Below are 23,127 nucleotides of genomic sequence, written 5' to 3'. Positions count from 1 at the left end.
TTACTTTTGATTGTTTTTTTTGCCTTTAGTTTTTAACATACTAACATCATGATCAAAATTACAAAGTACTCAGTTGTAATCATCTTGCTTTTTTTACTTACTACAAGTTGTGGATTATTTAGATCTATAGATTCTAACGATCCGTATCAAATAGACCCTACAACTCCACCGGGAACTATAAAACTTACCGAAAACCTATACATAGATCGCGTACCAGTTACTAATCTTATGTATAAAGAGTTCTTGAGTAATGTAGAAAATTACTGGTCACTGGAGAAACATGAAAAACTAAAGTCTTTTCCTAGATACGACCTTGATAAGGATAGCGTGTTCATTCCTTGGACAGGAAATACTAGATTGTTAATGGAAGTTACACATCAAGATCCACGTAAGATGCTAACGACTAAGTTGAGTATGGGTAATTACAGCAGCAGCCCATTTTTTCAATGGCATCCCGTGGTTGATATTTCAAAAAAACAAGCAGAACTCTACTGCTTATGGAGAACTGATCTAGCTAACTCTGTTTATGCAATAAAAAGTAAAAATAAATCTCAACGCGCTCGATTCCCATATAAAGTAAAGTACAGGCTACCTACACAAAAAGAAGTTGTAGCGGCACAAAACAAACTAGAAAGAGAATTTAAATTAACAAAGTACCAAGATCAAATTTATGCCTATACGGGCGATTTCAGCTTATTCAGAAGGATGCAAGATGATAAAAGTCAAATGACTATTATGGAAATAAAAGAGATAGCAAAAGATGGCATATATAATTCACTATTAGATCGCAGGTTAGAATATTATGATCAGGAAGAGTTAAAAACTGGTTTTAGATGTATTTGTGAAATTCTAGATGAAGATGATGACGTCGTACTTGATGATTAGCCAGTTTTCTTCTAACAACATAAACTGATCAATTTATATACTTTTCCATTGGCGTTTCAAAAGCTCAACACTTATATGGTTGTGTCTTCAATAGAAGTCACATGAAGTGAATAACACCTAATCATTTAACTGTTTTACCTGCTTTGCTTGATTAGCCTATATAATCATACTTTAGTTTAAAAAAGTCTTTTGCGTCATTATTTATTACAAGCAATTCCTTTTATAACATGTTCGCTTTTGCAAAGTATTCAATGACATCCCATTTCAATTTGTTACTCCATAAAGTTGGTTTTTGATCTCACTTTCGCGAAAGCGAGAACCTAAATTCTTTTCCTTCACAAGAAAAACCTGGAATACATATCAAGATATAGAATATAAAAAAACGGTTCACTAAACTGTTTATTATCCGTTTGAATATTCTGTACGAGCTATTTAAAATTATAACAATTATTTATGATAGTAATACTATTATAAAAGTGAGTATTACTTTAAATTTGCGCTATCGAATTTTAAAAAACATCAAATTGAAAAAACTAATTCTTATTATAATTATTTTTTCCAGTAGCATCAGTATTGCGCAAGTTGAAAGTTCTCAAACGGGCGCTTGGTATATGTATTTTTACAATACTAAGTTTAATAATTCGAATTGGGGAATTCAAGGAGATTTTCAATACCGAGACTGGCAAGGTCTAGGAGATATGGAGCAACTACTTTTGAGATCAGGTATTACTTACAGTCCTGATAATTCAAATATTACATTCACAGCAGGATATGCTAATATTACCACAGGGGAATTTGGCGAGTCAGACAATACAAGTAGTGAAAACAGAATCTATCAAGAAGCCTTATTACCTCAAAAATTAGGAGAACGTTTTTACATCACACACCGATTCAGGTACGAGCAGCGTTTTGTAGAAGACCAAGATTTTAGAACGAGATATCGTTATAATCTATTTTTCAACATTCCTATAAATCAAAAAGATTTATCTAAAAATGCCATCTATATCGCGTTATACAATGAGATTTTTATAAATGGTCAAACTGAAATAGGTGAAGGCAGAGAAGTAGAACTATTTGATAGAAATCGTACTTATTTAGGTGCAGGTTATGCGCTCACTAACAAATTGAGATTACAATTGGGCTGGATGAATCAAAAAACAGTAAACTGGGGCAAAGGCCAGCTGCAGTTCAGTTTACATCATACATTTTAACAACTAACTTTAAATTAAAAAAATGAAGAAAACGTTTCAATTATTTGTAACTGCATTAATCATGACTGGATTAGTCGCTTGTAATAAAAACACGGAAAAAGAAGTAACAACAGAAGAGATTCCTACTGTTGCTGTTCAAGAATTAGAAAAACCTGTTAAAAGCATTTTAACAGCCGAGGATCAAGCTGACATGTCTCCAGCAGAAATAATTGGCAGATTGAAAAAAGGAAATGAAAACTTTGTAAATAATAATCTAACCAGAAGAGATCATTCTGCGCAACGTGTAGAAGCGATGTTAGGACAGTACCCTAAAGCCATAGTTTTATCATGTGTAGATAGCCGCGTACCAGTTGAGGATGTTTTTGATTTAGGTATAGGTGATATATTTGTAGCGCGTGTTGCAGGAAATATTGAGAATGAAGATATGGTAGGATCGATGGAATTTGCAACGGCTGTTGCTGGTTCTAAGGTTGTGATAGTTATGGGGCATACCTCTTGTGGCGCCGTTAAATCTACTATTGACAAAGTGGATGCAACATCTCTTAATATGAATTCTTTAGCCGCACTACTTGAAAAGATTGAGCCTTCAATACAAGGTGTTGAAACTGATGGAGAGCGTAAATCATCTAACGTTAAATTTACAAACGATGTTATTGAAAAGAATGCCATACGAACTGTACAAGATATAAGAGACACGTCTCCAGTCATGGCACAAATGGAAGATAAAGGTGAAATAATCATAGTTTCAGCAGTTTATGACATGGAAACTGGAAAAGTTACATTTCATGATCATCACGATCATAATGGTAATCACTCTCATTAAAATTTTCACTTTATAAAATTTAAAACGCCCAAATTTGGGGTTTTTTCTTTGACTCTAAGTGGTAAAATAGTTTAGAAAGAATTAATATTATCCAGAATGCAGAATATTTATTATTGATACTTTTACAATCTTAAAACAGTCGAGATTCATGAGTCTTTTTTATCTAATTATAGGATTAGTGCTTTTAGTTATAGGCGGAGAGTTTTTAGTACGATCTTCAGTAGGATTATCATTGAAACTAAACTTATCTAAAATGATCATCGGTCTTACTGTAGTATCATTTGCAACCAGTGCACCAGAACTTATAGTAAGCATACAGTCTGCTTTAGATGGCTTATCAGGCCTTGCTTTAGGAAATGTTATAGGTTCAAACATCGCAAACATAGCTTTAGTATTAGGAGCTACGGCACTTATTGCACCACTCGCTATTGATAAAGATTTCTTCAAATTTAATTGGCCATGGATGATGGCTTTCAGTGTTTTATTATATGTTTTATTAATTTCAGGAAACAACTTAGTACGCTGGGAAGGAGCGGTTTTACTAGGTTTTTTAATACTGTTTATCATTCTATTATTGAGAAGAGCTCGTAAGAAACCAGAAGCTATAAATATAGAAGAAGAACTACAAGAAGCCGTATGGTGGAAAATTATTGTTTTTCTAATTCTAGGTGGTCTTGCGCTATGGCAAGGTAGTGAGTTACTGGTAAAAGGAGCTGTAGATATTGCAGCAAGTTTAGGCATTCCAGAAAGCATTATCGCCGTTTCTATGGTAGCCGTAGGAACCTCTGTTCCTGAACTTGCAGCATCGATCATAGCAGCTTTAAAAAAAGAGAAAGCTATTTCACTAGGTAATTTAATAGGTTCTAACATCTTTAATATAGGTTCTGTATTAGGTATCACAGCGATCATTCAACCTATTCAAATTGAAGAAAAAGGAATGGGCCTGCTTAACAATGATATATTCTGGATGCTAGGTATCGCTTTTCTATTGCTTCCTATGGCATTTTTACCTAAGTCCTATAAAATATCTAGGTACAAGGGCATCATTTTTTTAGGCGCATACCTTCTATTTATTTATTTAGCATTTTCCACCCTGTAAAAAACAGGGTTTGTTCATTAAATTATTATTAATTATTCATTACAACCTATATTTTTTTAGGGTACTAATAAATTAATACATTACTTTTGCAGCATCTTATAATAATAAACCATAATAAAGATGTCTACATTACGATTTCAAGCCTTAAAAGAAACCTTAGACCGCAAAGAAATAGCGGTAAATGAACCTGCTAGAAGAAGTGATATTTTCGGTAAGCACGTTTTTGATAAGGATTCCATGCGTCAGCACCTTAACAAAGAAGCTTATAAAAGTGTTCAAGATGCTATCGTAAACGGTAGTAAAATTGATCGCAGTGTAGCAGATCATGTTTCTACAGGAATGAAGGAATGGGCTATTCAAAATGGCGCTACACACTACACACACTGGTTCCAGCCGTTAACAGGTGCCACTGCCGAAAAGCATGATGCATTCTTTGAACTTGAAATGGATGGTACTGTACTAGAAAAATTTGGTGGTGGACAACTAGTTCAACAAGAACCAGATGCCTCTTCATTTCCTAATGGCGGAATAAGAAACACTTTTGAAGCTCGTGGATACACTGCTTGGGATCCTACATCTCCTGCATTTATTATGGGAACAACACTTTGTATTCCTACAGTATTTGTAGCCTATACTGGTGAAGCACTTGATTATAAAACACCGCTTTTGAGATCTTTGCAAGCTATCGATAGTGCTGCAACAGATGTATGTAAATATTTTGACAAAAACGTTACTAAGACTGTAGCTACTTTAGGTTGGGAACAAGAATACTTCCTTATCGATAGCGCGCTGGCAGACTCTCGTCCAGATTTACAACTGGCTGGTCGTACATTATTAGGCCACTCTTCTGCAAAAGGACAGCAACTTGACGATCATTATTTTGGTGCTATCCCTACTCGTGTATTAAATTTTATGCGCGATATGGAGACAGAATGTATGCTTTTAGGTATACCTGTTAAAACACGTCATAATGAAGTAGCTCCTAATCAGTTTGAGCTAGCTCCTATCTTTGAAGAAGCAAACCTTGCAGTAGATCACAACTCCTTATTAATGGATGTGATGAGAAAAGTTGCGTCAAGACATTTCTTTAAAGTATTGTTCCATGAAAAGCCATTTGCTGGTGTAAATGGTTCTGGAAAACACAACAACTGGTCACTAGCGACAAATACAGGTGTGAACTTACTTTCTCCAGGAAGTACACCTATGAAAAATTTACAGTTCTTAACCTTCTTTGTGAACACTATAAAAGCAGTTCACGATAATGAAGAACTGATAAGAGCTACCATTGCTAGTGCATCAAACGATCACAGACTAGGAGCAAATGAAGCGCCACCTGCAATTATATCTGTTTTCATCGGTTCTCAACTGACTAACGTATTAGACGAGCTAGAAAAAGTAACTGATGGTAAACTTTCTCCAGAAGAAAAAACAGATCTTAAATTAAATGTAGTAGGTAAAATTCCAGAAGTAATTCTAGATAATACAGACCGTAACCGTACATCACCATTTGCCTTTACAGGTAATAAATTTGAATTACGTGCCGTAGGTTCTACTGCAAACTGTGCTAATCCAATGACCGTACTTAATGCCATTGTTGCACAACAATTAATTGAGTTTAAGGCAGAAGTTGATGCACTTATTAAAGACAAAAAGCTTAAGAAAGACGAGGCGATTTTCAACGTATTACGTGAATACATCAAGCAGTCTAAGAAAATCCGTTTTGAAGGAGATGGATATGGAGAAGCTTGGGAAAAGGAAGCTAAAAAACGTGGCTTAAGCAATAATAAAACTACTCCTGACGCTCTTAAAGCTAAGGTTTCTAAAAAGTCGATTAAGCTTTTTGAAGACCTAAACATTATGAGCAAGATCGAGTCTGAGGCTCGTTATGAAATTGAGGTAGAAGAATATGCAATGCGCATACAGATCGAGGGACGTATCTTAGGAGACGTTGCACGCAATCATGTAATTCCTACCGCTGTTAAATACCAAAATAGATTAATTGAGAACGTAGTAGGCTTAAAAGAAATCTATGGTAAAGATTTCAAGAAAATGGCCAAAGAGCAAATGATTCTTATTGAAGAAATCTCTGAACACATCGAGAAAATCAACAAAGGAATTACTGAAATGACTGATGCTCGTAAGAAAGCAAACAATGCAAAAGATGCCGAAGAAACAGCAGCGCTTTATTGTGATGAAGTAAAGCCATTCTTTGACGAGATCCGTTACCACTGCGATAAGTTAGAATTATTAGTAGACGACGAAATGTGGCCACTAACTAAATATCGTGAGTTACTTTTCACTAGATAATTCACTTTTATTTTATAAATTACAAAGCCTTAGAAAATTAATTTCTAGGGCTTTTTTAATAATTCCGCTTTCGCGAAAGCGGAATAAAAAACTTACTATGCTATACAAACTGCTAGTGACTGTTTCTATCTTTTTGATTGCTATTACATCCTCAGCTCAAGAAACTGATAACGTAGAAACAACCTATTATTTTGACACTTTGTTAGAATATGATGAATATCACAAAAAGAATAAAAAACACTATAAACGATTTATTCTTTTAAACTCTAAAGATACTATTAGAGAAAGGAGTGTTGTTGTTTATGATCAGAAAGGTGTTTACAATCTAGAGTTTAATAATTATGGATTTATGATGAAAACCATAGTTACAGAAGGATTTATAGCAAAAAAAGATTCACTAGTAATTAAAAAGGAAACAAATACTGCTTTCGCTGATTCTGTAATCAGAACCAAAAACAAACCTCTTTTATCTACTGAAATCAAATCACGCTATAATATAAAAAAGAAAATTAGTAAAGTAAAAGCAAGTACAAATCTCACTCATAAAGAAAAAGATTTTACTATAAATAAAACACGACTTGTTTTTGATCATAACTATGAAATGTTTTCAACCGCATCATTCACTAATTATTACAAAGAAATTATTGAACAAAATAACAATTTAACGAACGGTATTCTAATCGAAAAAGAATACTTCGACTATTATGTTCAATCAAAAGTAAAATTGAAATTCATTTCATTGCAATCTGTCGATATTAAAATCACATTAAAAGAGAATTCAAAAAGGTTATTACAGTCAATACCTTTTAATGAATTGAAGGTTCAATAATGATATCTAACTGCTTTCTATTTTTGAAATTTTATCTCTTAACAACCTCTTCATACTTTTTCCTAAATTATAACTACGATATACTAACTACTACCTACTAACTCAGTAAATTTGCAACATGAGCCAAGACATTTCTAAAAGATATGCACAGCGTGGTGTGAGCGCTGGCAAAGAAGACGTACATAATGCGATTAAGAACGTAGATAAAGGATTATTTCCACAAGCCTTTTGTAAAATCGTTCCAGATTCTCTTACAGGATCAGAAGATCATTGTTTAATCATGCATGCAGATGGTGCTGGGACTAAATCCAGTCTCGCTTATATGTACTGGAAAGAAACTGGCGATATCTCTGTCTGGAAAGGCATTGCTCAAGATGCGTTAATCATGAATGTGGACGATTTACTTTGTGTAGGTGCGACAGATAACATTCTTCTTTCTAGCACCATAGGAAGAAACAAAAATTTGATTCCTGGCGAAGTAATTTCAGCCATCATCAATGGTACCGAAGAACTTATAGCAGATCTTAAATCTCACGGCGTAGAAATCATTTCCACCGGTGGAGAAACGGCAGATGTTGGTGATCTTGTGAGAACTATCATCGTAGATTCTACCGTAACCGCTCGTATGAAACGCAGTGATGTGGTAGATAATGCAAATATAAAAGCTGGCGATGTGATTGTTGGGCTTTCGAGCTCAGGACAAGCCACTTACGAAACTGAATACAATGGCGGAATGGGTTCCAACGGGCTTACCAGCGCTAGACACGACGTATTCAATAAAAGTTTAAAAGAAAAGTATCCAGCGAGTTATGACGCAGCCGTTCCAGAAGATTTGGTATATTCTGGTTCAAAAAACTTGACTGATGCCGTAGAAGGAAGCGTTCTCGATGCTGGTAAATTAGTCCTGTCTCCTACTCGTACTTACGCACCTATCATCAAGAAAATATTGAGCGATGTGAACCGTGAAGATTTGCACGGTATGGTACATTGTTCTGGTGGCGCTCAAACTAAAATTCTACATTTCGTAAAAGACTTGCATATTATAAAAGATAATATGTTTGAATTGCCACCGCTATTTAAAATGATTCAGGAAGAATCTGGTACCGACTGGAAAGAAATGTACCAGGTATTTAATATGGGACATCGCATGGAACTCTATGTGAATGAATCTATTGCTCAAGAAATCATTGATATTTCCCACTCATTTAACGTAGATGCAAAAATCATAGGCCACGTTGAAGCTGCAGATTCTAAAAAGCTTACTATCGATAGTGAATTTGGGGTTTTTGAATATTAGAAATTAAAATGTTTATCACGCTGAGCTTGTGAAAGTGCTTTCTAGATAAGCTACTCATCTGTGACAAACTAAGTAGGGCTAATCGTTTTTAAGTATTTCTTTGACCTTTTTCAATTTTGGCTCAATATAACGTGTACAAAACGGAGCCTCAGGTCTCGTTTTGTAATAGTTCTGTATAGATGCTCTAGAAGGCTTGAAGGCGTGAAAAGGTAATATTTGAGTAATGAAATTTTTATTTCGCTTTCGCGAAAGCGAGATCATAACAGCCTCTACGCTACTTTTCATCTCTGGATCAAAATAGTAAATCGCGCTGCGGTAATCCTTTCTACGACTATGTTGTTGAGTGGACGCATGCGTTTGTAAATGAATGTCAATTAAGTTTTCCAGATCAACATCATTAGAAAAATGCACAAGGACAGCTTCACTCATAGTATTATATGGCGCCTGGCTAGAAATATAGCCTTGCTCTACAAGGCTTACACCGGTGACAGCCTGAAAAACAGCCTCAGTACACCAGTGACAGCCACCACCTAATCCTATCTTATACCTGTTTTTCATTAAATGTATTATAGTACAAAATTACGAGCAAATTCCGTATTTTCGCAGCACTTGAAATAGACCATGATAGATAAATTAAATATTGTAAAAAATCGTTTTGACGAGGTAAATGACTTGATCATACAACCTGATATAATTGCAGATCAAAAACGATACGTACAACTTACTAAAGAATATAAAGATCTTAAAAACCTAATGGATAAGCGTGAAGAGTACATAACTCTTACTGCAAATCTAGAAGAAGCACAAGAAATTATTGCAGACGGTAGCGATGCCGATATGGTAGAAATGGCTCAAATGCAATATGATGAGGCTAAAGAAGCTATTCCTGCACTGGAAGAAGAAATAAGAATGATGCTTGTCCCTAAAGATCCAGAAGATGCAAAAAATGCCGTTATGGAAATACGTGCTGGTGCTGGTGGAGATGAGGCAAGTATTTTTGCTGGTGATCTTTTTAGAATGTATGAAAAGTATTGTTCTTCAAAAGGATGGTCTACTAGTATCGTAGACACAAGTCATGGAACTAGTGGCGGTTACAAAGAAATCATCATGGAAGTAAACGGTGAGGACGTTTATGGAACCTTAAAGTTTGAAGCTGGAGTACACCGTGTACAACGTGTTCCTCAAACCGAAACTCAAGGTCGTGTGCATACAAGTGCAGCAACAGTAATGGTACTTCCAGAGGCTGAAGAATTTGACGTAGAACTGGACATGACAGAAGTCCGCATCGAGCGCACCACTTCTACCGGACCTGGTGGACAGTCTGTAAATACAACCTACTCTGCGATTAAATTACACCACGAGCCTACAGGAATGATCGTAAGCTGTCAAGACCAGAAATCTTCTCACAAGAACTTAGAGAAAGCTTTAAAGGTATTACGTTCTCGTTTATATGAAATGGAGCTTGCAAAAAAGATGGAAGCCGACTCAGAGAAACGTAAAAATATGGTGAGCTCTGGTGACCGAAGTGCCAAAATTAGAACCTACAACTATCCACAGGGACGTGTTACAGACCATAGAATCAACCTGACATTATACGATCTTGATAACATTATCAACGGTGATATTCAAAAAATCATTGACGAGCTACAACTGGTCGATAATACTGAAAAATTAAAAATGAGTGAGGAAGGACTGTAACCTTACAAAAAGCTAATCACTTTATAAGCAACTAAAATATATCAATTGGTCAATTGTCAAACTGAGCTTGTCGAGGTTGGCTTTGCAACTCAATAACCAAACAACCTAATGACCTTATCTAACCTCACCACCCAAATCAAAAATAAAAATTCCTTCCTATGCGTAGGACTAGACGTTGATCTTGATAAAATACCTGCTCATTTATTAAAAGAGGAAGATCCTATTTTCGCTTTCGCGAAAGCAATAATAGACGCCACTCATGATCTTTGTGTTGCTTATAAACCTAATACGGCTTTCTTTGAAGCTTACGGTGTTAAAGGCTGGCAGGCATTAGAAAAGACCATAAACTACCTCAACGAGAACTATCCTAACCATTTTACTATTGCAGATGCTAAACGTGGTGATATAGGAAACACTTCGACACGGTATGCCAAAGCTTTTTTTGAAGATTTAAATTTTGATAGTGTCACGATCGCTCCTTACATGGGGAAAGATTCGGTAGAGCCGTTTCTTGAATTTGAGGATAAATTTGCCATTTTATTAGCATTAACCTCTAATCAAGGTGCTTTTGATTTCCAGACTAAAACTGTTGATGGTAAACCTCTCTATCAAGAAGTTTTAAAAACAGCTTCACAATACAAAAATAGTGACCGCTTGATGTACGTAGTAGGCGCTACAAAAGCTGAGTACCTTAAAGAAATACGTGAGATCGTTCCTAATTCATTCCTGCTTGTTCCAGGTGTAGGAGCGCAAGGTGGTAGTCTAGAAGAAGTGGTGAAATACGGTAAAAACGATCAAATAGGTTTACTAATCAATTCTTCTCGCGGTATTATCTATGCTTCAAACGGAACTGATTTTGCTAAAGCAGCAAGAAGTAAAGCATTAGCATTGCAACAACAAATGGCTGAGTTGATTTAGAATCATTTAAGAATCACTTTATTTATTATCCCAGCGTCTCGGCCCCATTTTCCCGCGGACATTTCCTTAAAGGGGAAACCTATTTAAGACTCCTTTCCTTAGAAAATGAAAGGTGGGCAAAGTGCGCGGCAGCGAGTTTTGGTCGGAAAGGTTGAAAGATGCTAGAAATTGTTCTACTTAACTTTTATAAAGCGATAAACTAGTATTTCTGCGCTTTAGGGTCTAGAAATGAAACGCTGTATTAAAATCGAGAAAGATCATAGCAGATCCTGAATAAATTTTGGAACTAATTTTCTTATTTTAATTCTAAATTATTACAACCAAAATTTTTCAGGATGATAGTGAATACTTAATTCCTAAAGACCATAATCAAACGATCTGATGTTTTTTCATCATAGTCTTCAAGATGATAGTTGCCGTAAACATCTATTAAATCTAGACCAGCTTCTTTAAAATAGCTTTGAAAATCTTCTAAAGTGAGCGCACTTACTCTTTCAGTAAAATGATAATCGTGGTCGTTGTCACTAAATTTGATGTCTTTGTAAATAAAACCATCTTCAAAACGTCTAGAATTGTAAAATGTAATTCCTTCTTCAGTTTTGGAGTTTTGAGCTACCAGATTTTTGATCACATAATTTGAGTTCATAAAATCTATAACTCCATATCCGCCAGGTTTTAAATTTTCCTTTATCGCCTTTATCGTCTTTAAATTGTCTGCTGCATCATCAAAATACCCAAAACTGGTAAATAGATTAAAAACCGCATCAAATGTTTGATCATAAGGAACGGTCATGTTATGAACGTGAAACTCGATGCGAGAAGCATCGATAGGACTTAGAATGTCATTTGTAGCATTATTGGATCCTTGAGATGAAGATTTTCTTAATTCCGCTTTCGCGAAAGCGATACTACTTTCAGACAAATCTACTCCAGTTACACGATATCCCAGCTGGTTTAAATACATGCTATGACGACCACGACCACAAGCTAAATCCATGATATGAGCATTATTATGTAATCGTATACGTTGTGTCAACCGCTGCATAAAAGCACCAGCTTCTTTATAATCACGGTCGCGATAAAGAATGTGATAATATGGTGTGTCAAACCAATTTGCGTACCACTGATCTGATGTGTTTGCATTGCTCATAGACCGCAAAAATACCTTAATTTTGCCGTTCAAATCTCATGATGATGTCCCAAAATTTTAAGATGATTGCCAAAACGCTTTTTGGCCTAGAAGAAGTGCTAGAAAAAGAGTTGCGACAACTAGGTGCAATGAATATAAAGCGTGGTGTACGCATGGTAGAGTTTACTGGTGACCAAGGTTTTATGTACAAAGCAAATATGATGTTGCGTACAGCGATAAGGATTCTGAAACCTATTTATAGCTTTAGAGCACGCACCGAAGTAGATTTGTATGATGGGATTTATCAGTACGACTGGTCCAAGCACTTGACTCATCATGATTCTCTCGCGGTTCATGGTACGATTGCATCACAATATTTTAATCACAGTCAGTATGTGGCGTTAAAGACTAAAGATGCGATTGTAGATCAAATACGTAATAAAACAGGACAACGACCAGATGTAGATACAAAACATCCTGATTTAAGAATTTCTGTGCATATTAATGATCAAAATGTAGATGTATCACTAGATACAAGTGGCGATCCATTATACAAACGTGGTTATAGAGATAAAACTAATGTCGCTCCTATTAATGAGGTGCTTGCAGCTGGAATTATACTGTTGAGTAACTGGGACCAGCGTTCTACTTTTATAGATCCTATGTGTGGTAGTGGAACGATAGCCATAGAAGCGGCCATGATAGGTGCTAATATTGCTCCAAATATTAATAGACCTGAATTTGGCTTTGAGAAATGGCCCGATTATAACAATGAATTATTTGAAAATATTCAAGCAAGTTGTTTGAAGAAAATGCGCGAATTTGACGGTAAAATTATCGCTCGAGATGCAGATGGATACACGATTGAGAAAGCAAAGGAAAATGTAAAAAATGCTAATCTCGAAGATTTTATCGAGTTGGAAAAAGGTGATTTCTTCAGAGACCATCAAAGTGCTAGTGCATTCTTGATGTTTAATCCGCCGTATGATGAGCGTATTTCTGTAGATGTGGAAGAATTTTATAAGTCTATAGGTGATACTTTAAAACAACGTTATGCTGGTTCTACTGCATGGATGATTACTGGAAACCTAGGAGCGCTAAAGTTTGTAGGATTGCGTCCATCGCGTAAGATCCAACTATACAATGGTAAAATAGAAGCTAAACTTGTAAAATACGAGATGTACAAGGGAACAAAGAAGTTACATAAAGTACGTGATCGTGATGAGATAAAGTAGTCTCTGTGTATTTGAGTTGCTGAGCTGTGAATTTCACTCTCGCACAAACTTCATTTTAACTAAATTTGCGATAAAACCAGCAGATCCCTGTTAAATTTGGAATTGGCTTTTTAATTTAATTATTCATCTCGAGCCAAATTTTCTGGGATGACTCATAACTGATAATGAATTTACTTTTACCTTTTCTTGCTGTTCTATTGGGATTTGTTGCGGCTATAGTTATCAAGCCTCAGTCTGCAAATCGTATGAAATTGTTGCTGGCTTTTTCTGGTGCTTTTTTATTGAGCGCGGTTGCAAGTGAGTTTTTACCAGAGATCTATGGAACTGGAGAAAGTACTTATGCTGCCTATCTTATGGGTGGAGTTTTTTTACAAATTATTCTAGAGTTCTTTTCAAAAGGTGCAGAGCATGGACATTTGCATGTGAATAAAAATGTGAGCGTTTTTCCTTATTTGCTTTTTGGTAGTTTGTGCTTGCATGCCTTTCTAGAAGGAATGCCACTGCAGGAAAATCATGGGCACGATCATAATCATGGAATGGGAATGCTTTATGGAATAGCCGTTCATAAAATCCCAATTGCTTTTATACTAACCTCATTTTTACTGAAAAGTAACTTTGCTAAATATAGAACCGTTTTAATTATACTATTTTTTGCAGCTATGTCGCCGCTAGGAAGTCTCGCTGCTGGAAATATTGGATTTATTCAAGAGGTGATGTTACCTATTAAAGCTCTAGTCGCTGGTATTGTACTGCATGTTTCTACAACGCTGATTCTAGAAGCTAGTGAGAATCATAAATTTAATCTAGCAAAGATTTTAGTAATGGTAATAGGTGCTGTGTTGGGATTTGTGTTGTAGAATTAAATTCCCTACTCTACGTAAACCTCAATAACTTTAGCAGCTTGAGTATCTAAAAATACTTTTTGTGCATTTGCTGGAATAAGAACCGTTTCTCCTTTATTTACTTTTTCTATACTACCGTTGATATGTATTTCAAAAGAGCCTTCTACACACATATAAATCACAAAAGAATCTTTAGAACTATAATCTACAGATGTAGGTTGATTTAAATCCATAACTGTGGATGTAAAATAAGGACAACTGGCTAGAACTTTAGACTTGCTACAAGAACTGTTTTCTGTTGATGGGTTTGCTGCTGCTTCATCTCTTTTTACTGCTTTAATTGATTGCTCTAAATGCAACTCTCTTCCTTGTCCTGAGGTATCTACTCTATCCCAATCATAAACTCTGTAAGTAATGTCAGATGTTTGCTGAATCTCTGCTGCGAGAACGCCTGCTCTTATCGCATGGACTTTACCTGCTGGAATAAAAAAGGCATCTCCTTTGTTCACTTTTTGTTTGTTTAAGATTTGATCTACGTTGTCTTTTGTAATCGCTCTCAAAGAGTTGGTAGTTACTTTCTCGTTTTTAAAACCATTGATAATGGTAGCATCTTCTTCTCGATCCATGATGTACCACATCTCTGTTTTACCAAAAGAATTGTGCTCTGCTTGAGCCATTTCATCATCTGGATGCACTTGTACAGAAAGATCTGTGTTGGCATCGAGGTATTTAATCAACAATGGAAATTCGTTTCCAAACTGTCTATAGTTCTTACTTCCTACAAAGTTTTGTTTGTGATTTTTTATTAAATCTGTGATGCTGCAACCTTTATAAACTCCATTATTCACTACAGATATATGACCTTCTACTCCTGATATTTCCCAGCTTTCTCCGATGGAGTCGCTAGTTGATTTTTTATTAAGAAGTGACTTTAATTTTGTTCCACCCCAAATTTTTTCTTGTAAAATAGGTTCGAATTTTATAGGATAAGTAGTCATGATCTAATGTTTTAATGATTAGTAAAAGTTTATGCGGCAATAGAAAATTCAGTTGATGTTGGGTTCAAATCAAAAGGACCTCCGTAAATGTTATGAATTGTATCTGCTTTTCTCATCACATTGTAGCTAAGCCAGATTTGTGTCAGTTTTGCAGGGATGATTAAAGCGTCTTTTGTTCCTAATTTAGAATCGTCTACATGAACCCATCTCATTAATGGTTGCTCGGTAATTCTTTTCATCACATTCTCTGATCCTAAATGTCTTTTGAGTCTCAAGAAAATTTCTACATCAAATAACCACTTGCTTAAAAAAGCATCTTTATAGATCACAGGTACTATATCTTTTCTAAAAACCTTTGCACCGCATTGCGTGTCTCTAATAGACATGCCTAGAATAAGAAGGATGAATTGTTTGATGAATTTTGATAGAACGTTCCTCATAAAGTCACGTTCTATCTTACTGCTTCCTCCAGAATTTCTTGAACCAAAAACCATAATTTTGTTCTCTTTCTCTAAAGTTTTTACTAGATCTTTGAAATCTTTAAAGTCGGTAGAAAGGTCTGCATCAATAAAGCCTATGTTAGATATGTAAGGCTGACTATATAAAAAACGTGCTCCAGCTCTAACAGCCGTTGCTTTACCAGAGTTCTTTTTTACATCAATGACACTTATAGACTGCGGCGCCTGATCTTTCATAGCATAAAGCACATTTAAAGTATCATCTTTACTACCGTCATTTACAAAGCATAAATGATAGTCTTCATTTTCTTTAATAAAAGAAACAAATGCTTCTTGATCCAGTCGTTTCTCTTCGTTGTAGCAAGGGATTATAATTCCAGTTTTCATGTGATATATTTTTAAGTTGTTATCAATTACACTGCAAACATATCTCGCTAACGCACCTCAAAACGGCGATTTTCGATGGATGAACAAGAACTATAGACAGAAACCACTCGTCGATAGATGTACCATTTATCGAAAGATTTATCTTTACATCGTCCAAAGATTCAGTACTTTTCAAGACCTTAATGAAGACGTCAAAAACAAATAAATACCTCATCACTGCCGTACTGCTAGGAATTATATTCCATGGTACCTCTATGTTCTTTACAGTGGAGCGTACTTATGATGCCTTGATACATTTGTTTTTTGCAAATCATTATGCTACCAGCTGGTTTGAGCCGTGGAGTTATAGCTGGTATACTGGATTTACCGTTATGGGATATCCGCCGCTGGTACATCAAACTATCGGAGTGCTTTCTTTAATCGGTGGTCTTAAATTTGGGATGTTTACCGTTGCTTTATTAGGCGTTGTCTTGTTTATAACAGGAGTCTATCGATTTACCAAAGTCTTGATTCCGAATGAAAAAGTTGCCGGATATGCAGCTATCATGGCGGTATTTTCTTCCTGTTTTGTAGAAACCTTGCATATTTTTGGACAGCTGCCTAGTATTATTGGAATTTCCATTCTCATGCATGCCTTGCCCGAAATCTATAAATGGCTCAAAACGGGAAAGAAAATCGCACTTTTCAAAGCTCTAGCCTTACTAGCTGTTACGGTGACTTCTCATCACGTCACTCCTATTTTTGGAATGGTGTTTTTTATTTTCCCTTTGATAGGTACGGTGATCATGGATGCGGCACGAGAGCAAGTACATAGCAATAAGGAAATTACTTTTTCCGCTTTCGCGAAAGCACTCTGGAACAAACTGAGACGTATCATCACATTTGGTGCCTGTTCATTAATCCTTATTATAGGTTGTATCCTACCTTACTGGATCAATACCAAAAACAACCCTATTACTCAAGTACCTATACCTCACGGTTCTAGAGATAATTTTCTAGAAGTGACCTCTTCTGGACTTGTGTTTTTTGTTATTCCATGGGGAATTTTAATGGTGTTTCTACCCTACTTTTTATATAGATTTTATAGTAAGCGACTTCTGTTTTTCGGTTTTTCATTCAGCTTGTTATTTATTTTAGGAACTGGAGGAACGACTCCTATACCGCTCAAGTTATTAGGGGAAAATGCTTTTAACATCCTCACTTTAGACCGTTTTACCTTATGGGCATCGATCATGGCGTTGCCGTTATTTGGTGAATTTTGTTATCGTTTCACAGATGGCGATTATAAAGAAATCTTGCAAAGAAAATGGGGCGCCATTGTGCATCGAGCCACTGGCGGATTTCTTGCCGTTGCCTTTATTTTTATGGCTGTCTTTACCATCACACTAGGTAAATTTAGACCTAGCCAGCCCGACGAGATCAACATGCAACCTATAGTGAACTTCTTAAATGAAGATGACCATGATAAATGGCGTTATTTACCTTTGGGATTCGGTGATCAAATGGCATGGCTATCTGCACAGACTAATGCGACTACGGTGGACGGTAATTACCACTCGGCAAGAAGATTGCCAGAGCTTACTTCTAGAGCTGTAGAACGACTAGAAAACTCCAAATACCGAGGTATTGAAGGGTTAGGTTCTTTGCAACAATTTCTTACCGTACCAGAAAAATTTCATTTGAAATATGTTTTTTCTAATGATAAATTTTATGATCCACTACTCTACTTCACCGGTTGGCACCGATTAAGCTTATTAGAAAATGGAATTACCGTCTGGGAAAAAGCAGGAATCTCGCCATTACCAAGTATTTTACCTAAAGATGATGTTCCCTTATTTCAAAAATTAATGTGGGGAATTATACCATTTTCTACAGTTGTGATTTCTATATTCTTGTATTTAGGAAGTATGCTGTTCTATTCTTACAGGAAGAAAGAAAAGAAGCGTCTCTATATATATGAAAACGGACCTGAAACACAGAAAGGTCAAGGATGGTTATACGGGATCTCCATATTCTGGTTAGGTGTTATGATTGTACTAGCTAGTATTATGGTGTATGGAATTTACGTTGAGAAGTCAGTACAATTGACTCCAGAAAGTGTAGTAACCGCATATTATGATGCGATAGATTTTAAAGAATTTGAAAGAGCCCATTCTTACATCTATCCTGCAAGTGAAAAAGATATCTCGCAGTTCATGCTAGAAGTATCTGTTACTGATGGTTTACTGAGCTCTTATGCAAAAATGGACAGTATCGCGGTAACCGTTGTCGACCAAAATGAATCCACCGTAAAAGCCATTGCAAAAATCAAATGGATTACACCTCTTAAAGAAATCCAGACCACAGATACACTTTCTATAACAAAGAATAAAGGAGATTGGTTTATCGTTCCCGAAGAAGTAGATCCTGACATCCCACCAGATCAATTGATGTTTGAAAGCGGAACGCGATTTTTTAATCATGGAAAACGTAAAATCACTTCAGAACAAACCTTTCATGAAGATGTGTTGAAACAACCTGTTGTAGAAGTTACTACGGCCAAAATGATACAGCGCGATTCTACTTTCTATATTGTGGGATCTATTCAAAATGTAGATAATATTCCAGCAGATATTGCCGTAACTGGAGCTTTGTATGACCGCGACAATAAAGAAATAGCGCGATATAATTCACAAGATATCGTGAAACATAAATTACTACCCAAGGAAACAACTCCTTTCCTGATTCAATTTGACATTACTTATGATGAGGAAAAGTTATACCAAGTGCCTTCTAATTTTGAAGTGCAAGTAAAAGCAAATGTCGCTACTACAGATTTGTATCAAACCGTTGCTCCTTCACAGATTGACATTAATGAATCGCAATTAAATGGATTTTTATTTAACCCTAGTATTGAAGCAGCGACTATACCACAACTACTCATCAGCTATTATAATGAGAACAAGGAATTGATCTGGACTGAGGCAGTTTATATAGATGAAAGTGTGCGCCCACAACGCAAAAGACCGTTTTCTATATTATTAGAAGATCTAGAACTGCCTATCGTGCTTGCATCTCATCTCGATAATGTATCTATCAACGGATTGCCTAATCAAAGTATTTCTGATAAAGTGCATCCTAATAGAAATAAGTCTGGTGAGAAGGAGTTTCTACTACCTGTTGATAATAAACCTTATTCCTTTATCTCGATAACTACTAACGCCTATATAGGGAATCCGCGATGAGAAAGTTAGTTAGCAACATAACGTTTTGGGCTCTTATCGTGATGACAGCGATCATCTATTCTTGTTCAGAAAAGCAAAAAATAGAAAAAACCGCCATCGCCGCCGACGCTTTTAAAATAGTCACACCTATTGATCAAGTGGTGACTAAAAACGGAATTAAAATTAAATTTCAGTCCTATAATAATGATGACTTTGAACTACTAGAGTTTGTCGTATCAGGAACCTACGGAACTACAGTTTTAAAACCTCAGCTCCATCAAGATCAGTTAGCTATTCACATTCCAGAAGTTATTTCTCAACACTCCGGAATTATAGAATGGAAACTTATTGCGGGAGAAACAACCTTAGAACGAGGTTCTTTTAAGTTATTACCTAATATCAAACAACTTAAAACCGTAGAGAATTATGTCGGGCCGCGCAGTATTATTGCAAATGAGCGCGATTACACCATGTTGGTGAGCATTCCTGTAGACAGCCTAGATAACATGTTACCAGATCAAACAGTTGTTCAAATGAGCAAGCAGTTCAAAGGCGATATTACTACTACTACAAAGAAAATTCAATCTGGATTTGCCTGGCAGCGCATTCCAGCGCCGTTGACCACTGGTAGATTAATCACTGGAAGTACGTTGCAACAAATTTCTTCTAAAGAACTGGTCGTGGACATTTTTCCAGACATCGCTGTTCCGTTTAAAATTACTAAATCCAGTAACCATAACTATGCTGACGGTAATGAAATTATAATTTTACAAACCGATCAAATAAAAGATTCACATGGTAATATTATGACCGATGGGACTTTAGTTACTTTTTTCATTAAAGATGACCATGACAACAGCTGGCAAACTACGGCAAGTACCGTTAATGGTTACGCTTTCGCGAAAGCGTTACATCCACAAGCACCATCTACCTGGACGGTAAAAGGAGTGATCAATGGAATGGTAGAAAGTCCAGAATTAAACATCACATTTAAATCCATCATTGATGAAATACCTTTTTCTTTTTCAGAAAATAAAATAGTTACTATAGGACCGTTAACCAGTTATTTAGGACAACTCGTTCCAGATGGAATTCCGGTACAATTAAAAATTGATGGCAGCGAAATCATTTTAAAAACACATAATGGTATATCGACGTACACCTTTGACACAAAAATAATTGAGCCAAATACCTATGATATCCAGATCAAAACTTTAGGAATAACGACCACCAAATCTATAGAGCTGAAGTGAAAAAAAACAAACTTCTATATCGATCATTTATCATTATTGCTTTTCTAGCGGTTAATGCTGTAATTATATACGGAATCAGTCAGGTGATCGCATATCTCAATACTGGTGCAGATACCTCAAAAATGTTGCACTTAGATCTTGCTCGTACAGACTATTACTTGCCTGAGGTAGCCTGGGAAAACATTGACAATCCAGGAAGACCTTTGGAACCTGCAAATCAGCTAAAAATAGAACAAGATTATCTAGACGCGTGGTACGTTAAAAATCTAGCTTTAGAGAACAACAACAATGATGGAGTTTATGATCATTATACGGAAAGTGCTCGAGAAAAAGTAAATGCATTAATTGAGTACAATGCCGCTCAAGAACTTCAAATTAAATCCACAACTTTAAGCCATAACATTTCTCTAGAATTTTATAGCGCCGATGGAACCATCGCTGTGTTAACTGATAGAAATGTAACTGGAATTGAGAAAATTTACCACAACAACCAGTTTATAAATGAGCGAGAGTTTAATGAAGACTATAGAATTATTCTACTTCTAGAAGATGGATTCTGGCGTGTGCGTCATTTTGAAAAGCTAGCTATAAATGAAGTGGAGACTTATAATCATACGATTCCGCTGGAGATAGAAATGATCAAAGGTGTTAATTATTATCCGCAGGCGCATCCTTGGGACACGTTTAATGAAGCTGTTGATTCTACGCTGCTGGCTGATGATTTTAAAATCATAAAAGAATTGAACTTAAATACGATACGTGTTTTTGTAGGTTATGAAGATTTTGGTAAAGCAAATGTGGATCTAGAAAAGCTGAGAAGATTAAAAATACTTCTCGATCAGGCTCATAAAGCCGACTTAAAAGTGATGATCACGCTTTTTGATTTCTATGGTGATTATGAAATGAAAAACTGGACACTGACAAATAAACATTTAAGAGCTATTGTAAATGAGGTTAGAGATCATCCAGCAATTCTAGCATGGGACATTAAAAACGAACCCAACCTAGATTTTGAAAATCGTGGAGAAGAAATTGTACTTTCTTGGTTATCGCAAACCATAAAAGCCGTTAAGAAAATAGATTCCATTCACTCAGTAACTATAGGTTGGTCCAATACTAAATCTGCGTTGCATTTAGAAAATGAAGTTGATTTTATTTCTTATCATTATTATGAAGATATCGATGACTTAAGCGCTTCTCACAAAGCCATAGAAAATCAAACTTCAAAACCTGTTGTATTACAAGAAATAGGATTGCCTAGTTATAATGGTTTCTGGACACTTGATGGAAATAATGTTTATGATCAAGCCGAATTTTACGGTAAACTTCTTGAAACGCAAAAAAGAGATAGCGTGAACTATCTCTTTTGGACACTTTATGATTTTGACCATATCCCTACAGATGTGGCTGGTTCTTTACCATGGCGTAAGAATAAACAGGCGCATTTTGGGATTTTAAATTCTGATGGTATCAAGCCAGCTTATTTGTTGATTCAAAAAGATTGATTCATTTCTTAATTTAAGTAGCATAACTATTACTACCACTATTTATAAATAAAGATTTAAAAACAAAATGTCTTAATTGAATTAGTCTTTTCTGTTCTAGCTTCTTTCATTTTTTGCTTGATCAAAAAACGAAACAAAAAAATCAAGACTTAAGAACCTAGCACTAAAAATATCGCTTGCTGCGGCGCAAAAAAAAGGTTTATAGATATTTATATATTCAGTAGTTTAAAATTAAGTGATGGACTATTATGACTATTGAGATAGAAAGATTTTTGCTTCACCCTACGCTTCACTTCATTTTTTACGTTCTATGTTCTTAGGCCAGTAGTCATTTGAATAAGTATCTCAATATCAAACTATTGATATTCTACATACCAACTATTCGTGTTGGCATTGTCTGGATCTAATCGAGATGTTTATCTATACAAAAAAACATGCCAAGAGAAATACTTGGCATGTTAGATAGTAAATATTCCAAATCTTTACGCTGCAACAGCCATTTGAGTTGCAGTTGTTGACTGATTATTAAAAACGTTCAAATACATTTTTGTAATTACCGACATAGGTAATGCAGTCGCGGCTTGGTAATTAGTTTTTGCTATTTCATTTCTGTAGGCTTTATCAACCACTAGTTTTTCAATGGCAGCTGCAAGACTTTCTACACTTTCTGGTTCAAAGAACTCGCCCTTGTAACCTTCTTCTTTTACTAAGATGCTTAAATCTCCTAAATCCGGCATCACTACAGCTTTTCCATAACTACCAGCTTGATGTAATACGCCAGAGCTACCTGTCGTAGATGTATAAGGGAAAACCACCATTGCACTTTCTGAGAAGATTACCGGTACGTCTTCTTCTGCTACGTAGCCAGTAAAGGTAATATTAGAAACATGATTGTATTGCTTTTGAACATTTTCTAAGTAGCCTAAAGTATTAGGATTATCGGTTCCTGCGATCACAATTTCTAGATCTTGTCTCGTATTTGTTCTTACCAGTTCTACCGCTTCAATGAGTTTTTCTACTTTTTTATAAGTCCCAAACTTACCAAAAGTC

General features: G+C 35.7%; 19 protein-coding genes. 14 read left to right on the top strand and 5 right to left on the bottom strand.

Features of this window, described 5'->3' with window-relative positions:
- The first annotated feature begins 48 nt into the window (after positions 1-48).
- The 7 genes from A9Q93_RS04430 (at position 49) to A9Q93_RS04400 (ending at position 8,451) form a co-directional block, all read left to right on the top strand.
- Positions 49-885 carry an SUMF1/EgtB/PvdO family nonheme iron enzyme gene (locus A9Q93_RS04430; protein ID WP_303686166.1) on the top strand — a complete coding sequence of 279 codons (837 nt, stop codon included), beginning with the start codon at positions 49-51 and terminating at the stop codon, positions 883-885.
- A gap of 524 nt (positions 886-1,409) precedes the next feature.
- Entirely contained in the window at positions 1,410-2,096 is a 687-nt protein-coding gene (locus A9Q93_RS04425; protein WP_303686165.1) for a DUF2490 domain-containing protein, read from the top strand.
- A gap of 22 nt (positions 2,097-2,118) precedes the next feature.
- On the top strand, positions 2,119-2,919 hold the full coding sequence (locus tag A9Q93_RS04420; protein ID WP_303686164.1) for a carbonic anhydrase family protein: 801 nt from the start codon (positions 2,119-2,121) through the stop codon (positions 2,917-2,919).
- Positions 2,920-3,067: 148 nt separating this feature from the next.
- Entirely contained in the window at positions 3,068-4,018 is a 951-nt protein-coding gene (locus A9Q93_RS04415) for a calcium/sodium antiporter (protein ID WP_303686163.1), read from the top strand.
- A gap of 120 nt (positions 4,019-4,138) precedes the next feature.
- A complete protein-coding gene (locus A9Q93_RS04410) occupies positions 4,139-6,325 on the top strand; it encodes a glutamine synthetase III (protein WP_303686162.1) in 2,187 nt (728 codons plus the stop codon).
- Positions 6,326-6,440: 115 nt separating this feature from the next.
- Positions 6,441-7,154 (top strand): hypothetical protein, encoded by a 714-nt coding sequence (locus A9Q93_RS04405; protein WP_303686161.1) that lies wholly within the window; start codon positions 6,441-6,443, stop codon positions 7,152-7,154.
- Between the two features lie 118 nt (positions 7,155-7,272).
- Complete coding sequence (locus tag A9Q93_RS04400; protein WP_303686160.1) at positions 7,273-8,451, top strand: AIR synthase related protein; 1,179 nt, start codon at positions 7,273-7,275, stop codon at positions 8,449-8,451.
- Between the two features lie 78 nt (positions 8,452-8,529).
- Here the strand turns inward: A9Q93_RS04400 and A9Q93_RS04395 are convergent, their stop codons facing one another.
- On the bottom strand, positions 8,530-9,009 hold the full coding sequence (locus A9Q93_RS04395) for a peptide-methionine (S)-S-oxide reductase (RefSeq protein ID WP_303686159.1): 480 nt from the start codon (positions 9,007-9,009) through the stop codon (positions 8,530-8,532).
- 63 nt (positions 9,010-9,072) lie between these two features.
- Between A9Q93_RS04395 and prfA the strand changes: the two genes are divergently transcribed.
- Both prfA and pyrF read left to right on the top strand, forming a co-directional pair.
- Complete coding sequence (gene prfA / locus A9Q93_RS04390; RefSeq protein ID WP_303686158.1) at positions 9,073-10,149, top strand: peptide chain release factor 1; 1,077 nt, start codon at positions 9,073-9,075, stop codon at positions 10,147-10,149.
- A 108-nt stretch (positions 10,150-10,257) separates the two neighbouring features.
- Complete coding sequence (pyrF, locus tag A9Q93_RS04385; RefSeq protein ID WP_303686157.1) at positions 10,258-11,067, top strand: orotidine-5'-phosphate decarboxylase; 810 nt, start codon at positions 10,258-10,260, stop codon at positions 11,065-11,067.
- Between the two features lie 349 nt (positions 11,068-11,416).
- On the opposite strand, the gene A9Q93_RS04380 is transcribed toward pyrF, so the two are convergent.
- Positions 11,417-12,217, bottom strand: coding sequence for a class I SAM-dependent methyltransferase (locus A9Q93_RS04380; protein ID WP_303686156.1), 801 nt, complete (start codon positions 12,215-12,217; stop codon positions 11,417-11,419).
- A gap of 62 nt (positions 12,218-12,279) precedes the next feature.
- Here A9Q93_RS04380 and A9Q93_RS04375 point away from each other — a divergent pair, with 62 nt between their 5' ends.
- Together A9Q93_RS04375 and A9Q93_RS04370 are read left to right on the top strand one after the other, a co-directional pair.
- A complete protein-coding gene (locus tag A9Q93_RS04375; protein ID WP_303686155.1) occupies positions 12,280-13,431 on the top strand; it encodes a class I SAM-dependent RNA methyltransferase in 1,152 nt (383 codons plus the stop codon).
- Positions 13,432-13,595: 164 nt separating this feature from the next.
- Entirely contained in the window at positions 13,596-14,288 is a 693-nt protein-coding gene (locus tag A9Q93_RS04370; protein WP_303686154.1) for a ZIP family metal transporter, read from the top strand.
- Between the two features lie 11 nt (positions 14,289-14,299).
- On the opposite strand, the gene A9Q93_RS04365 is transcribed toward A9Q93_RS04370, so the two are convergent.
- Together A9Q93_RS04365 and A9Q93_RS04360 are read right to left on the bottom strand one after the other, a co-directional pair.
- Complete coding sequence (locus tag A9Q93_RS04365; protein WP_303686153.1) at positions 14,300-15,271, bottom strand: type I phosphomannose isomerase catalytic subunit; 972 nt, start codon at positions 15,269-15,271, stop codon at positions 14,300-14,302.
- Between the two features lie 29 nt (positions 15,272-15,300).
- Positions 15,301-16,116, bottom strand: a complete 816-nt coding sequence (locus A9Q93_RS04360) for a dolichyl-phosphate beta-glucosyltransferase (RefSeq protein ID WP_303686152.1) — start codon at positions 16,114-16,116, stop codon at positions 15,301-15,303.
- 182 nt (positions 16,117-16,298) lie between these two features.
- On the opposite strand from A9Q93_RS04360, the gene A9Q93_RS04355 reads away from it, so the two are divergent.
- The 3 genes from A9Q93_RS04355 to A9Q93_RS04345 are packed head-to-tail and all read left to right on the top strand — an operon-like array spanning position 16,299 to position 22,077.
- Positions 16,299-19,340: a hypothetical protein gene (locus A9Q93_RS04355; protein WP_303686151.1), complete on the top strand. Its 3,042-nt coding sequence runs from the start codon at positions 16,299-16,301 to the stop codon at positions 19,338-19,340.
- Positions 19,337-20,572 carry a hypothetical protein gene (locus A9Q93_RS04350; protein ID WP_303686150.1) on the top strand — a complete coding sequence of 412 codons (1,236 nt, stop codon included), beginning with the start codon at positions 19,337-19,339 and terminating at the stop codon, positions 20,570-20,572. Before A9Q93_RS04355 ends, A9Q93_RS04350 begins: the two co-directional genes overlap by 4 nt.
- Positions 20,569-22,077: a glycoside hydrolase family 2 TIM barrel-domain containing protein gene (locus A9Q93_RS04345; protein WP_303686149.1), complete on the top strand. Its 1,509-nt coding sequence runs from the start codon at positions 20,569-20,571 to the stop codon at positions 22,075-22,077. Before A9Q93_RS04350 ends, A9Q93_RS04345 begins: the two co-directional genes overlap by 4 nt.
- A gap of 482 nt (positions 22,078-22,559) precedes the next feature.
- On the opposite strand, the gene A9Q93_RS04340 is transcribed toward A9Q93_RS04345, so the two are convergent.
- The coding region (locus A9Q93_RS04340; RefSeq protein WP_303686148.1) for a glycosyltransferase at positions 22,560-23,127 on the bottom strand (568 nt) is incomplete at its 5' end.

This window comes from Nonlabens dokdonensis (assembly GCF_002162835.1).
In the GTDB taxonomy this organism is placed as follows: Bacteria; Bacteroidota; Bacteroidia; order Flavobacteriales; family Flavobacteriaceae; genus Nonlabens; species Nonlabens dokdonensis_B.
This window is presented reverse-complemented; position numbering and strand designations above follow the sequence as displayed.